This window comes from Psychromonas sp. Urea-02u-13, assembly GCF_002835995.1.
Lineage (GTDB): Bacteria > Pseudomonadota > Gammaproteobacteria > Enterobacterales > Psychromonadaceae > Psychromonas.
In genome coordinates this window covers 1-12,587 of sequence record NZ_PJBZ01000086.1, presented here as the reverse complement: position 1 = coordinate 12,587, position 12,587 = coordinate 1, and the positions used below count along the sequence as shown (strand labels likewise).

12 protein-coding genes and 1 pseudogene are annotated in these 12,587 nt (G+C 38.8%); 7 read left to right on the top strand and 6 right to left on the bottom strand.

Annotated elements, in window-relative coordinates; genetic code table 11:
- Nucleotides 1-74: 74 nt before the first annotated feature.
- The 4 genes from CXF74_RS16655 to CXF74_RS16640 all read right to left on the bottom strand — a co-directional run bounded on the left by CXF74_RS16655 (nucleotide 75) and on the right by CXF74_RS16640 (nucleotide 4,877).
- Nucleotides 75-683 (bottom strand): LysE family translocator, encoded by a 609-nt coding sequence (locus CXF74_RS16655; RefSeq protein ID WP_101083658.1) that lies wholly within the window; start codon nucleotides 681-683, stop codon nucleotides 75-77.
- 88 nt (nucleotides 684-771) lie between these two features.
- On the bottom strand, nucleotides 772-1,710 hold the full coding sequence (locus CXF74_RS16650; RefSeq protein ID WP_232772561.1) for a LysR family transcriptional regulator: 939 nt from the start codon (nucleotides 1,708-1,710) through the stop codon (nucleotides 772-774).
- A gap of 156 nt (nucleotides 1,711-1,866) precedes the next feature.
- A complete protein-coding gene (gene ccoG / locus CXF74_RS16645) occupies nucleotides 1,867-3,249 on the bottom strand; it encodes a cytochrome c oxidase accessory protein CcoG (protein WP_101083656.1) in 1,383 nt (460 codons plus the stop codon).
- 203 nt (nucleotides 3,250-3,452) lie between these two features.
- Nucleotides 3,453-4,877, bottom strand: a complete 1,425-nt coding sequence (locus tag CXF74_RS16640) for a sigma-54 interaction domain-containing protein (protein ID WP_101083655.1) — start codon at nucleotides 4,875-4,877, stop codon at nucleotides 3,453-3,455.
- A 204-nt stretch (nucleotides 4,878-5,081) separates the two neighbouring features.
- Here CXF74_RS16640 and CXF74_RS16635 point away from each other — a divergent pair, with 204 nt between their 5' ends.
- From CXF74_RS16635 to CXF74_RS16615, 4 genes and pseudogenes are all read left to right on the top strand, one after another.
- On the top strand, nucleotides 5,082-5,522 hold the full coding sequence (locus CXF74_RS16635; protein WP_101083654.1) for a hypothetical protein: 441 nt from the start codon (nucleotides 5,082-5,084) through the stop codon (nucleotides 5,520-5,522).
- Between the two features lie 83 nt (nucleotides 5,523-5,605).
- Nucleotides 5,606-6,193, top strand: coding sequence for a 3'-5' exonuclease (locus CXF74_RS16630; RefSeq protein ID WP_101083653.1), 588 nt, complete (start codon nucleotides 5,606-5,608; stop codon nucleotides 6,191-6,193).
- Between the two features lie 331 nt (nucleotides 6,194-6,524).
- The gene (locus CXF74_RS16625) at nucleotides 6,525-6,770 is read left to right on the top strand and encodes a zinc ribbon domain-containing protein YjdM (RefSeq protein WP_101083652.1); all 246 of its coding nucleotides are present in this window, start codon (nucleotides 6,525-6,527) and stop codon (nucleotides 6,768-6,770) included.
- Between the two features lie 227 nt (nucleotides 6,771-6,997).
- Nucleotides 6,998-7,123, top strand: a pseudogene (locus CXF74_RS16615) (PhnA domain-containing protein); the annotation flags it as partial.
- An 87-nt stretch (nucleotides 7,124-7,210) separates the two neighbouring features.
- Here CXF74_RS16615 and CXF74_RS16610 read toward each other — a convergent pair.
- Nucleotides 7,211-8,035, bottom strand: coding sequence for a TIGR01459 family HAD-type hydrolase (locus CXF74_RS16610; protein WP_101083651.1), 825 nt, complete (start codon nucleotides 8,033-8,035; stop codon nucleotides 7,211-7,213).
- A 467-nt stretch (nucleotides 8,036-8,502) separates the two neighbouring features.
- Nucleotides 8,503-9,807 carry an inosine/guanosine kinase gene (locus CXF74_RS16605; protein WP_101083650.1) on the bottom strand — a complete coding sequence of 435 codons (1,305 nt, stop codon included), beginning with the start codon at nucleotides 9,805-9,807 and terminating at the stop codon, nucleotides 8,503-8,505.
- A 946-nt stretch (nucleotides 9,808-10,753) separates the two neighbouring features.
- Between CXF74_RS16605 and CXF74_RS16600 the strand changes: the two genes are divergently transcribed.
- The 3 genes from CXF74_RS16600 (at nucleotide 10,754) to CXF74_RS16590 (ending at nucleotide 12,262) form a co-directional block, all read left to right on the top strand.
- Nucleotides 10,754-11,131, top strand: a complete 378-nt coding sequence (locus CXF74_RS16600; protein WP_101083649.1) for a hypothetical protein — start codon at nucleotides 10,754-10,756, stop codon at nucleotides 11,129-11,131.
- 117 nt (nucleotides 11,132-11,248) lie between these two features.
- The gene (locus CXF74_RS16595; protein ID WP_101083648.1) at nucleotides 11,249-11,758 is read left to right on the top strand and encodes a DUF6653 family protein; all 510 of its coding nucleotides are present in this window, start codon (nucleotides 11,249-11,251) and stop codon (nucleotides 11,756-11,758) included.
- 276 nt (nucleotides 11,759-12,034) lie between these two features.
- Nucleotides 12,035-12,262 (top strand): hypothetical protein, encoded by a 228-nt coding sequence (locus tag CXF74_RS16590; protein WP_101083647.1) that lies wholly within the window; start codon nucleotides 12,035-12,037, stop codon nucleotides 12,260-12,262.
- Nucleotides 12,263-12,587 lie beyond the last annotated feature (325 nt).

Here is a 12,587-nt window from a genome sequence, read left to right as displayed (position 1 = left end):
GTAAGAATACAAATCACCATTACTTTATCTATGGTGATTTGTATTCTTACTCTTTGAGTATTGTTGGGCTAAAACTACATCGCCACTCGTGCTGCAATCAGCAGTAATGCCACGCCAGTCACCTTATCAATGATATGCACATTGTTTTTTAATTTTTCCACTACTGATGACTGTGATAATACAAAAACGATAAGGCAATAATACAAAGTATCGGTACTAAAGACGGTAGCGACCATGATCAGGTTTTGCAACCAACTGGCATCAGCTTCAACAAATTGTCCAAATAATGCCACAAAGAAAATAGCTAATTTGGGGTTAAAAAAAGCAATCATAAAACCTTCTACAATGCTCTTTTTGATGGTCACACTTTCTTTTTGTTGCATCATACGGTTTGCGGTTGGTTTTGAGGTGAGTGCTTTGTAAGACAAAAACAGAAGCATTGCTACACCCACATATTTAATCACATTAAATAGCCATGGTGTCTGCTGAATGACTATCGCTAAACCAACGACCGTTAATGTCGCATATAACGCAATTCCTAATCCATGAGCAATGCTGGCTGCGAAGCCATTCATACGACCACCAGAAATAGTGTGCTTTAAGACAACGGCAAGGCTTGGGCCTGGTGTTATCGCTCCCATCATACAAATGAGCAGTAAAGATACCCACGCAGTTAATTCCATTACAAACTCCTATTTTTATATTACCTAATAAACCCACTTAATGAGGCTTATCTTAATTGAGTTCATGTATGAGTAAAAATGGTACTTACTACTTGTAGGTATGAAGTAATTTCATTCCTTGGGTTTTGGTATACTGAAGATGATTTTTGAGCAGGGGATAACACAGTTCTCTGAACCAAGTATGTTCAGGATCTTGATGATGTTTTGCATGCCACAATAAGTAATATTGCTGCGCTTTTAGGTCAAAGGGTAGCTGCATGATACGTAGGTCATTCTGTTGCGCAAAATCAGCAGCGATATGTAATGGTGTCGTCAGTAAGGTATTGGTTTTTAATAACAGCTCAATAGCCGATTGAAAAAAGGGTACCGATGCAAATACGCGACGTTGCTCACCAAGCTCTGCTAACGCTAAATCTACTGAACTGTCTTTATCTCCTCCTCCACTGATCAGTACATGTTGCGCATTAATATAATCGTTTATTGATAAATTATTTGAGTAGCATAAAGGGTGCTCAGCGCGACATATCATCACCAACTGATCTTCTCCTAAACTTTTCCCATGTAAATTTTCAGGCACGGTATCGGTGATCGTGCTGACTAGATCTAACGACATACTGGCTAACTCGGTTAACTTGTCTTTATGCCAAAGCTGATATTCAACACTGGTATTTGGTGCGTCACAGATTAGTTCGCTACAGATTGATGGCAAGATAGCTTGAGCCACATAATCGCTTGAGGCTAAGGTAAATTTACGTTGGCACTGGCTGGGGTCCATTACACTTGGCTGATATAAATTGTCTAATGTTTGCATCAACATCGGTAACTGTTTTTTTAATGCTTGCCCTTTAACTGTTAATACAAACTGATTACCTTCTCTGATCACTATCGGGTCATGAAATGCGCTACGAATTTGGGTTAAGGTTTTGCTTATTGCCGATTGCGTGACATTGAGTTCGCGTGCTGATTCTGTCAAATTTCGAGTTTGCAAAATAGAAATTAAAGCGGGTAATAATTTGTAATTATTCAAAGGGAAGTTCGCCATACAAAGTGATCAGTTACTTATCATAGCGCAATTTTTTTTGCTGTTATTGTAAAATAGTAACAACCTGAGCCATCTGCTTTGTAAATAGGTGCTATCGCTAAGTCAAAATAGACCTCGCGATATTAATCTCTGCACATGGCATCAATCAGTAAAGAAACTCGTACTTTGCTCTATCAACATATCAGGTTGTTCAATTGATTGAATAATAAAACTAAACTCTGTTTTTTTACGCGCTAACAGTTCGCCATCAATGGCCAAGGTAATGGGGATTTCTTGCATAATGCCAGGCGCAACTAGTCGCTGTTTTGGTAGCCTGATATCAGGGACATTTAACCCTTTTACATCAATATTAAAATGCAAAGCAACTTGTGTTTTGTTGAGTATTTTTAAGGTGTAAGTATTCTCAACAATACCTTCAAAGTTTACCCGATACAGGGCAGTTCTATCACGAATAATACTAACATCTAAAGGCACTCTATTTTCAATCCATAAAGCCAGTAATAAAATAGAAACTAAGGTTAAAGCCCCATAAGCGCTGAGTTTTAAGTCAAAGCGTTTCGATTTTTTGCCGGCTTGTTGTGATTCATTACTGTAGCTAATCAGTCCTTTAGGGTAGTTAAATTTTTCCATGGTTTGGTCACAGGCATCGATACATAAACCACAATTGATACATTCGTATTGCATGCCGTTACGGATATCAATCCCCGCCGGGCAAACATCAACACACAAATTACAATCGACACAATCTCCTAATCCAGTCTCTTTAATATCGTCTTTGCGTTTACGTGGCCCACGGTTTTCACCGCGCTTAGCATCGTAGGAAACCATAGAGGTGTTTTTATCAAACATTGCCGACTGAAAACGCGAGTAAGGGCATAAATGAATACAAACATGCTCTCTCATCCAACCGGCATTAATGTAAGTAGAGATAGCAAATAATAAGACCCACAGGGTTACGGCGCGACTCCACTCCAATGTCAGCATAGTGCTATAAAGTTCACTGAAGGGCACAAAGTAAGAGAGGAAGGTTGTTGCGGTGAAGATCGACATGAGTTGCCAAATGAGATGTTTGAAGGTCTTTTTAGTGGCTTTAGTGAGAGTCCACGGGGCTTTGTCTAGGGCCATACGCTGATTACGTGTGCCCTCAATTCTGTGTTCAACCCACACAAATAACAAAGTCCAAACGGTCTGCGGACAGGCATAACCACACCAAACGCGTCCCAGCCAAGTGGTGACAAAAAATAACGCAAATGCAGCAACAATAAAAATACCCGCGAGCAAGATAAAGTCCTGTGGCCAGAAGGTCATATTAAAAATTCTAAATTCTTGTTTTACGACATCTAATAACACGGCTTGCTGGTTGTTATATTGCACATAGGGCATGGCAATAAATAACAGCATCAAGCACCAGTTAAGGCTACGGCGGATTTTTTGATAAAAGCCATGTTGTTCTCTGACATAAACATCTGTTTGAGATTTGTAAGGCTTAATAATGAGTTGTTCTTCTTGCAGGTTAAATTTCATTGTTGGCTACTAATAGTTGGCTACTAAGAATTAATTACGTAGTGACTGTATATCAATAATTATGCCAAAAATGATTTAATGTAAGCCTTTGTATTTAAAGTGTTAATTTTTTAATTTGATATTGAGAGGGCACGATATATCGCTGTTGCGCGATATGTCGTGGTTTTTCATCTGTTATTTAACTTGAGTGCTGGGCATTTAGCTTAACGGCGATGAATTTGAAGCTTCTTCATGCGTGAACGTAAAGTACTATCAGGTAAACCAAGCACCTTAGCTGCGCCATCGTCACCCCCAATTCGCCAAAAACAGTCATTTAAGACATCAATAATGTGGGCCTTCTCAATCTCATTTAATGGTTTGTTCTGTGTGTTATTGGCAAGTGGCGATTTTTCAAATTTTTGCTGGATCTGTAGCGTGTTTGAGGTGGATAAAATAACTTCACGTTCAAGAATATTTTGTAATTCTCTAATATTGCCTGGCCAATGATACTGCGCTAATTTGTTGAGGCTACGCTTACTGATACCGATGATGTTCTTATTTAGTTTCTGATTCAGTTGCGCCAAAATACTATGACAAAGCAAGGGAATATCTTCAATACGATCTCTTAATGCTGGCATCACAATAGGAAATACATTTAAGCGATAAAACAGGTCCATGCGAAACTTACCTTGCTCGACCATTTTTTGTAAATCTTGATTGGTGGCTGCAATAATACGAATATCAACTTTAATGGTTTTACTGCCTCCCACACGTTCAAACTCTTGCTCTTGTAAAACACGTAATAATTTACTTTGCGCATCAGGTGAAAGCTCACCGATTTCATCTAAAAACAGTGTGCCTTTATCGGCAAGCTCAAAACGGCCTTGGCGTTTGTCAGTGGCACCAGTAAATGCGCCTTTTTCATGACCAAAGAGCTCTGACTCCAATAAGTTAGCTGAAAATGCAGCGCAATTAACTTTAACCAGCGGTCTATTTTTCCGTTGGCTTAACTGATGTAAATTACGTGCGACAAGTTCTTTACCTGTGCCGTTTTCACCTAAAATAAGCACGGTACTGTTGGTATGAGCCACTAGCTTTATTTGCTGCAACATCGCTTGGAATGTAGGGCTATTACCCTCTAAACCTGAGCCATGCCAGTTTTCATTAATTTCACTTTGCAGGTAACTGTTCTCTGCCTGTAATTTTTCTGTTAATGCTTGTACTTGTTTTAAGGCCGAACGTAGTTTGCTTTCTGCTAATCGTTGCTCGCTAACATCCCGAAACACCGCCACCGCGCCAATCAATTCACCTGCTTTAAAGACCGGGGTTGAGGTATATTCAACGGGGAAGCTAGTACCGTCTTTTCGCCAAAATACCTCATGACTAATTTTTCGTTCTACACCATCACGCATGGTGTTGTAAATATTACATTCTTCACAGGGGTAGTTATCACCATTTGCATGGCTATGATGATGGTATTGATGGATGTTTTTACCCAGTAGCTCTTCTGCTTTCCAGCCTGTCATCTGTTCTGAAGCGGGATTTACAAACACCGCATGGCCATTTTTATCAAAACCATAAACGCCTTCACCCACAGCATTAAGCAATAATTGCGAGTCCGCTAAGAACTCTTTAATAGTGGCGGTCATAATTTTTCTCTCATTATTGTTGAAGGCGCGATATATCGTGGGGTAGTATTAGTTTATCAGTTATCCATTAAAAAGACAGGCAGGAGAAGCGCAAGACAAAAAAGTAACTGTTACAAACGGTTACAATTTTGTAATGATAATCACTATCGGCTATGTTGTTTAAAGCCTATAATCCTCAACTTTTTCATGAATCGGATTAGAGTGATGCGAACAAGACAAAAATCATTGTGTAGAACCGCTATTTTTCAGGCTGTTTTATTGTCAGTGATCACGTCTCTATTATTTTCAGTAAAAGCGTATTCAGATTTTTCTGGAGCGGTTGATGTATCTGTTTATTTTGAGGAGAAGAATGATTATTTAAACTTAGTGCTTCCCACTTATCGAATACAACAAGTTACAGAGAAAGAGAGAGCGACACTTAAATCCTCTACAGTAAGGTATGTTGGTATACCTGTGTGCCATAGCCTTATTTGCAACCAGAATGTTGCTGCGCTTGATTTACCGAGCTTGCCCGTTGTAGAGACACAAGAATATCTGCCCTTAGAAGAAGAGATTACAGAAGCGGGTTTCCCTAATTTTGATCCCCCCGTTAGATGCCAATATTTAAATCAACGCGCTGAAATGCGTTCTCAGCCGTGTTTTTAATGAATGTGAGAAATTTAATAAGCGAAACGTTCCATTTTCGATTACGCTACCCCTACTTTATAAAACACCTAATGGGGTAGAAGATGCAACGGCCAAGCAAAGAACAGATTAGATTATTACCCTTGTATGTCGGCCTTGGGTTAAGCGAGATTCACATCGTTGAAAATGAGCAAGATGCACAGCAAGCATTGGCGGTATTAAGCACAGAAACCTCGCTAGGTTTTGATACTGAAACTAAACCTATTTTTCGTAAAGGGGTTGTTTGCCCCGGTCCAACATTGATTCAGCTGTCTACGCCTACGATGGCATTTTTGTTTCCAACACGCTTTCCGGCAGCTGTGTCGGCTGCCAGCGTATTATTAAGCGATCCTCTGATAAAGAAGATTGGTTTTGGTACCAATGGCGATGTTAAAGAATTACGTAATAAACTCGCTATCAATATGGTCAATACATTGAATTTAGCAGTGGCCTTAAAGAATTTAGTGGGCGAAAAAAATCAAATTGGCGCACGAGCAGCGGTCGCAATGGTATTGAACGCCAGATTACCAAAAGGGGCGCAGCAATCTAATTGGGGCGCTTACCCGCTGAGTAAAAATCAGATTTATTATGCCGCTAATGACGCACATTCTGCTATTTGTATTGCTAATACCTTGAATTTGAAAAACAGATAAATCATCGCATTAGCGAGTGTGTAATAAGGTGTAATATTATAAAAATAGGTTTTAGAGTAAAGTGTTCTGTAGACAAGTTATACACTTGTTTCAGAAGATTTATTCTTGCACCCACTTGTATTTATCAATCTGAAGCAAATGTATGACTTTGTTGAAAAGCCTCAATCTTAACGATTTGAGGCTTTTTTATTGGCCGTAGAAAAATATTATTAGTGCTTGTTAGCTGGTGGTGGATTGCTTGTTTTTCAGTGACATTCGCTAAAATTCATTCGCTAAAAAGGCACTGAACTATTACTCTATACGTCCAACTAATTGAAAGAAGTAATACTGTATGTCTTTGCCTGCTTGCCTAAAATGCCAATCTAAATTTGTTTACCAAGATCGTAATAACTTAATCTGCCCTGAATGTGCTTTTGAATGGAATCCGGCTGAAAAATTGATTGAAGATACCGTGATTGTAAAAGATGCCAACGGCACGTTATTAGAAGAGGGCGCTAAGGTCACATTAATTAAAGACCTCAAAGTGACTGGTACGTCTATACCCGTCACCATTCAAGTTGCAAAGTTCAGCAAGTGATGAGGTGAACAGATTTTAGGCAGGAAGTTGAAGGTCTAACTGGTTCAATCAATACTTCCTAACAACGAAGGTGTTTGCCTCATCGCTTGCCCTACGGGTCGCTAGCTCGGAAACCAATTCTGCGTTGCAACATTTGATAAGGGCTAGCCATTGTCATCATGTTGCGTCTTGCCTTGGTACCCGAGCTAGCGACTGAACAAAGCACCTTGATTGGTAACGGGTATAATGTACTCAAGGTGGGCACTAAAGCGGTTATCAAACGCATTCTTGAAGGAAAAGATCACCAATTAGACTGTAAAGTCGATGGTGCGGGTGAGATGATGGTCACCGCTAAATATGTAAAGCGCGCTTAATACTCGATAACTTGCTATTAACTTATAAGCGCATCTAATTCATAGATGCACTTCGTTTTTAGTTTCTTTATGGGTTATTCAGAGGGGCTAAGTGTTAAACCAATCAACAGAAAAGCTCGGCTTAACTGAAAAAGTCTCACATAAATGTTCGATGCTTTTTTGATCGCTAATGTGTTTTGCATGAATACCACTGGTTATAAATAAGCTACTGATACCCGCGCCATTAGCGCCCGCTATATCGTGCTCTAAGCTATCACCCACCGCAATCGCATTTTCCCATCCGCCTACTAGCTCTTTACACATGGTATAAATTTCACGCTGTGGTTTTCCGTGCCAGTGCACTGTGCCACCCATTTCTTGATACGCTTTAGCGATGGCGCCCGGACAGGTTTTTAATGCACCATCTGGTGACATAGCAACGAGGTCTGGATTGCTTACGACTAATTCAAGGTTGTTTTGATAAGCCATTTTCAAGTCTGGTATATAGGCCTCAACATCACCTCTATCAACGCCACAACATAAAACAAAGGAAGCATCCTGTATTTTTGCTTCCGTTAACCCGCAATCATCCAGCACGCTATCATCGTTATCCCAAGTAAAGTGCAGTGCCTGTTGGCCTAGCTGTTTAAATTTTCCTGAGCTGAAGTTATGGCGCATGTGATCACCCGAGGTTAATACATCAAAGTACAAATCACGGCTAATACCAGAGTCTTGCAGGCGAGCATAAGAAAACGCGCCAGACTTACCACTGTTAGAAAGAATAACGACTTTTTTGTTATGCGCTTTTAAAAATTTTAACGCTTCAATCGCTGCTGGAAATGCGTCGCCTCCATTATGCAAGACGCCCCATTGATCCAGAATGAAGGTATCGAAACTATCAATTATCTCGTTAAGGCCATTAATTTTTTTCACTGAGTTTATTCCTTTGTTGCGAGTCTGGTTAGGTGATTTTTTGGTAACTACTCAAGGCGTCGCTATTTAAGCCTATTTATGAAGTACATCCCTATACTTCATCGCTACGCGACTGGCTAAAACCATTCAAATATGTTCCATACATATTTGTCATCGTTAAAAAATGCTTATTTAAACAACTAAACTGCGCTTTTTCGCCTTGAACTAAGCATAAATAGCTTAGTCCTGAGCAGTTACTTTTTTGGGGGCTTATATTGCTATCGTACTGACTGAGCACTCTGATTTAGCGCACTAATTTATGAGTATGCGTGCATATATGAAGTGCCATTAATGTAGCGATTCTATAACTATTTTACTGTGATTGTGAGGGGGATATTGATAAAAAAAAAGCAGTATTGAAGGGGAGTTATCACTTTGGGAAAAAAGGATAACTGAAGGCTAATCGCTAGCCTTCAGTTAAGTGGTGTTTATCTTTCCCAGTAAGCTTCTTCTAAGCTGTCTTCTCGTTCTGGTAAACCGCGAGAAAGGCGTGGGCTATGTTGTGCAAGCACTTCATAAGCAACACGGTTTGCGTATTTACATATTTGAGAAAAAGAGGAATAACATAAACCATCACTAATATGTTTGCTTGAGCCCGGTATATTGTTTTTATGGAATCGATTAGAAGCGAGATCATGTAACAATGCCGAAAGGGCTGCATCACCAGCACCATTGGTATTTCGTATGATCTCAGGTCCACCCATATACGGCGAGATATGCGCATAAACTTTAAGAGGATTTTCACAGTCACTGTGTAGTTTTGGTCGAGAAAATTCAAAGCGGTTAAACTCAGGAATCATGCCCGGTAATAGTGCGTTAGAGGTTTCTCTTTTCTCTGATTCTTCGGTATAACCTGCCGTATAAAGCCCTAATGGACCTGCGGTCGTTAACACTAAATCACACAATTCAAGCGCGGCTTCACTAGCAAGTAAAGGATCACTAAAACCTGTTAACGCCTTACCTTCATCTTCATTCATCGCTAAAATGGTCACATTTTCTTTGATAAAGTCACGCCACCAAGTTGGTTTCTCTTCAATTAAAAAGTGTGTGCCTAATGTCAAAACGACGGGTACATCGGCTTCTTTAGCATATTCAATTGCCTTTAATGCAGCTTCTGTCATTTGATCGCCATCACTCGCGCGCATTAAATAAGCTGTTAATACTAAAGCGGCAGAGCCCTGAACAATATCTTTATCGATATATTCTGGTGTTAACTCGTCCATTGCACCTTTGCTGATGGCAAATGTACGCTCTCCACACTCAGAAATCAGCGTAAAACAACGTCCGATTGATCCTGAAACAGGTTGCAGATAATTAAGGTTAACTTTTGAAGAGGTATTACACAGGTAGCGATAAGCGTAACTGCCGACTTCAAAATTATTACTCATTACACCAAATAACACAGACTTATCATCAGCAAGAATAGAGTAGTTATGCACTGTGTTGCCAATCGTGCCGCCTGCAAATTCATCACTGATCATTTTATTTTCTTTTAGCTCGCTATAAAGCGCATGAGCCATTTGATCATTAATTAATGTCGAATTACCTTTGGGTAATTGGTATCTCTCAAGCAGCTGATCAGAAACTTTCGCTTCGATATCAACCAAAGTCTGATCGATGCCTGAAATATAAGTGGCAGTCGGTTGCGGTAATGGGTTCAGTTTAGCCAATAATGGATCCCGATTGTTTACTGGGAAATAGTGCTTTGACTTACGTTGACCTGGAAACTTCATTTTGTGCTCCGCAATATAAAAATTGGCATTAAAATCTGAATGTTTATTTACTTTTTATCTGTTTTTTATTTAGCAGAGTAAATTAAACGGAGCGGGATTCTAGCACGGTTATTTCAACTTAACGATGTCGTTTCAATTTATGTAAAGTTAAATTACCTTTAGTTACTTTGAGTGCTGTTTTTGGAGGCTCGTTTCTGTGTGGAAATGAAACAAAGAAGTCAGTTTTGAGTTGCTTAGTGGTGCAGGTCGTCAAGCTCATCCAGTCGATAGATAATCTTAGTTGGCAGTGGTTTCGCCTCTCGGCGAGTCACTTTTTCTCAACAGCAAGAAAAAGTAACCAAAAAGTGCCGTTCCGAAACGTTTTTTATCTTGCTAAATAAATCCCTTTCTACGCACCAGTTCGGACCGCACATCCCTATGCGGAACCGAACTTAAGAGAAACATCCATGTTTCTATTTGCTAAAGGAATTAATTTACCAAGAAAAACATAAACGGAAAGTAGGTGTTATCTGAATGAGATTAGTTGGGTATATAAAAGTTGTAGAATAACCTAGTTTACTTCTGCAAATAAAAGAAAAATAAAGACCTTAAACTTTGAGTGCACAAGTCGAATATTACTGTTTTTGAGTTGTTCAGTGATGCCATTTGTCAAACTCATCTAGTTATAGGTAACCTTAATTGGTAGCGGTTTTGCAGTTCGAGAAAATCATGTTTTCATTTGTTAAAGAAATTAATTTATTAAGAAAAATGTAAACGGAATAGCCGCTTGCCTAAATGTAATTTATTTGTGTAAATTTAATGATTTACGTGATGAGATTAAAAGCATCATATCTACTTTAATAATATAATCGTATCCCTAAATAGGGGGAATATACGGTCACTTTCCATTTAACAAACTGTTAGCTGTCTCGTATTTACGGTTCAATCGAAGCTTATGGGGACAATCATGGATAAAATTGAAATAGTTAACACGCTTTGGGAAACATTTAGCAAAGCTGATTATCGAAGTACAGAATCAATCCTTCATTGTGATTTGAAAGTTGTATGGCCAACTAGCCGAGAGTTTTATGATTCTAGAGAGATGTTTATCGCTGTAAACGAAGCTTTTGGTGATGGTTGGCGTTTTGACGTACAAGTGATTGAAGAAACACTTTCAGATCGCGTTATTAGTGTTGTATTTGTCTCTAGCCCCGATTGTAACGATAGTTTTTTTGCTACTTCTATCTTTGATTTTGAGAACGGAGTCATCATAAATATTGAAACATATTGGGCTTTCAAAGATAAGCAACCTGAATGGAGAAAAGCGCTTAGCACTGTTTATTAAACACAGCTAAGAAGCACTTTAAACGGAACATAAACAGTTGATTATTGTTTGTTCCTCAAAAATTTTAGCGAATCATTTCTGTCCGTTTAAGTGGCGTTATGTTTTAAAGGAGGTTTGGTGGATATCCTTAAGTATGCCGAAAAAGCAATGTCGATGGATAATGAAACCTGGAGCAGGCATTCCAATCCTTGGAGTGTTTATACAAGATTTACAGCTTTACCATTGATATCTTTGGCTTTTTGGTCAAGAGAGTGGTTTGACGTTTATTCTTTAGTATTAATTGCGCTTTCTTTTTTATGGGTTTGGGTAAATCCTCGATTATTCAGCGAGCCTAAAAGGACTAATAACTGGGCCTCAATGGGGACATTTGGGGAACGTATATACTTAAATCGTGAAAATGAAGTTATACCCATTCATCACATTAAGGCCTGTCGGGCTCTTCAAGTATTAACAGCAATGGGTCTACCGTTTTTTATATATGGGCTTTATGCCTTAGAACTTTGGATTTTAATACTTGGAAACTTTTGGGTAATGGCATTTAAAGCATGGTTCGTAGATCGCATGGTGTGGTTGTACATTGACATGAAAGACTCAAATCCCATCTATCAATCATGGTTTAAAACCTAGTATATAAATTTGCTAAAGATAACGAATTTCTTAAACGGAAAATAACAGTTGGCCATCGCTTTGCGATGAGTACATTCACATTTACTAACTATTTTTGGGATCCTCATCTTAGGGCTTAAAATTTGGGGCGAAGATTATAGTTTTAACCGCGAGGAAGGTGTTTAAACGTAACTAAGAGCAGTTACTTAGGTTTCGCTTTACTGCACATTATAATCAATGTTTTTTACCCGTTTGAGTGGGTGTTAGCTAACTAATATTTTCCGGAGAGTTTAAATTATGCCAATCCAATTGTGTGAAATTTGTGGTGAAGAAACTGCTCATAAAGAAGCGATTGTGCAGAAACCTTCTAAATATGGGAAAAGCAAAAAAGAACAATTTAAAGCTTTTCTATCTGGCTTTTTTCTATCGGATGCTAGCGTAAGCGATTTGTCTCATGCGCTAACTGACCGATACGTAATTTGTGAAAAATGTGGACATAAAAAATTAGAAAATATTCGAGAGTAATATTAATAATTAAATTAGCTCGTTTCTGAGATGGAAGTTAACGATAAGATCTTTAAACGAAATAGTTGGCTGTTTCGCTCTGGTCCAGAATTATAAGCAACAATTTTTGTCCGCTTAATTAGGTGCTATACGTTATCAAAGAGTCGATATGATCGTAATCTTCGGAATTAAAGAAAATCTTAATCCAATAAAAGCTAAATTATCAGATGTCATTCATCAAACTATGCAAGATACGTTAGGTATGCCTGAAGACAAGCGTATTCATCGTTTTATCCCAATGGATAAATCTGATTTCTACTATCCAGGCGGTCGTTCAGATAACTAC

Excerpts from the sequence above, each read along its gene's own strand:
- CXF74_RS16655 (WP_101083658.1), bottom strand. The coding sequence starts at position 683 with ATGGAATTAACTGCGTGGGTATCTTTACTGCTCATTTGTATGATGGGA.
- ccoG (WP_101083656.1), bottom strand. The coding sequence starts at position 3,249 with ATGAAATTTAACCTGCAAGAAGAACAACTCATTATTAAGCCTTACAAA.
- CXF74_RS16640 (WP_101083655.1), bottom strand. The coding sequence starts at position 4,877 with ATGACCGCCACTATTAAAGAGTTCTTAGCGGACTCGCAATTATTGCTT.
- CXF74_RS16635 (WP_101083654.1), top strand. The coding sequence starts at position 5,082 with ATGCGAACAAGACAAAAATCATTGTGTAGAACCGCTATTTTTCAGGCT.
- CXF74_RS16630 (WP_101083653.1), top strand. The coding sequence starts at position 5,606 with ATGCAACGGCCAAGCAAAGAACAGATTAGATTATTACCCTTGTATGTC.
- CXF74_RS16625 (WP_101083652.1), top strand. The coding sequence starts at position 6,525 with ATGTCTTTGCCTGCTTGCCTAAAATGCCAATCTAAATTTGTTTACCAA.
- CXF74_RS16605 (WP_101083650.1), bottom strand. The coding sequence starts at position 9,807 with ATGAAGTTTCCAGGTCAACGTAAGTCAAAGCACTATTTCCCAGTAAAC.
- CXF74_RS16600 (WP_101083649.1), top strand. The coding sequence starts at position 10,754 with ATGGATAAAATTGAAATAGTTAACACGCTTTGGGAAACATTTAGCAAA.
- CXF74_RS16590 (WP_101083647.1), top strand. The coding sequence starts at position 12,035 with ATGCCAATCCAATTGTGTGAAATTTGTGGTGAAGAAACTGCTCATAAA.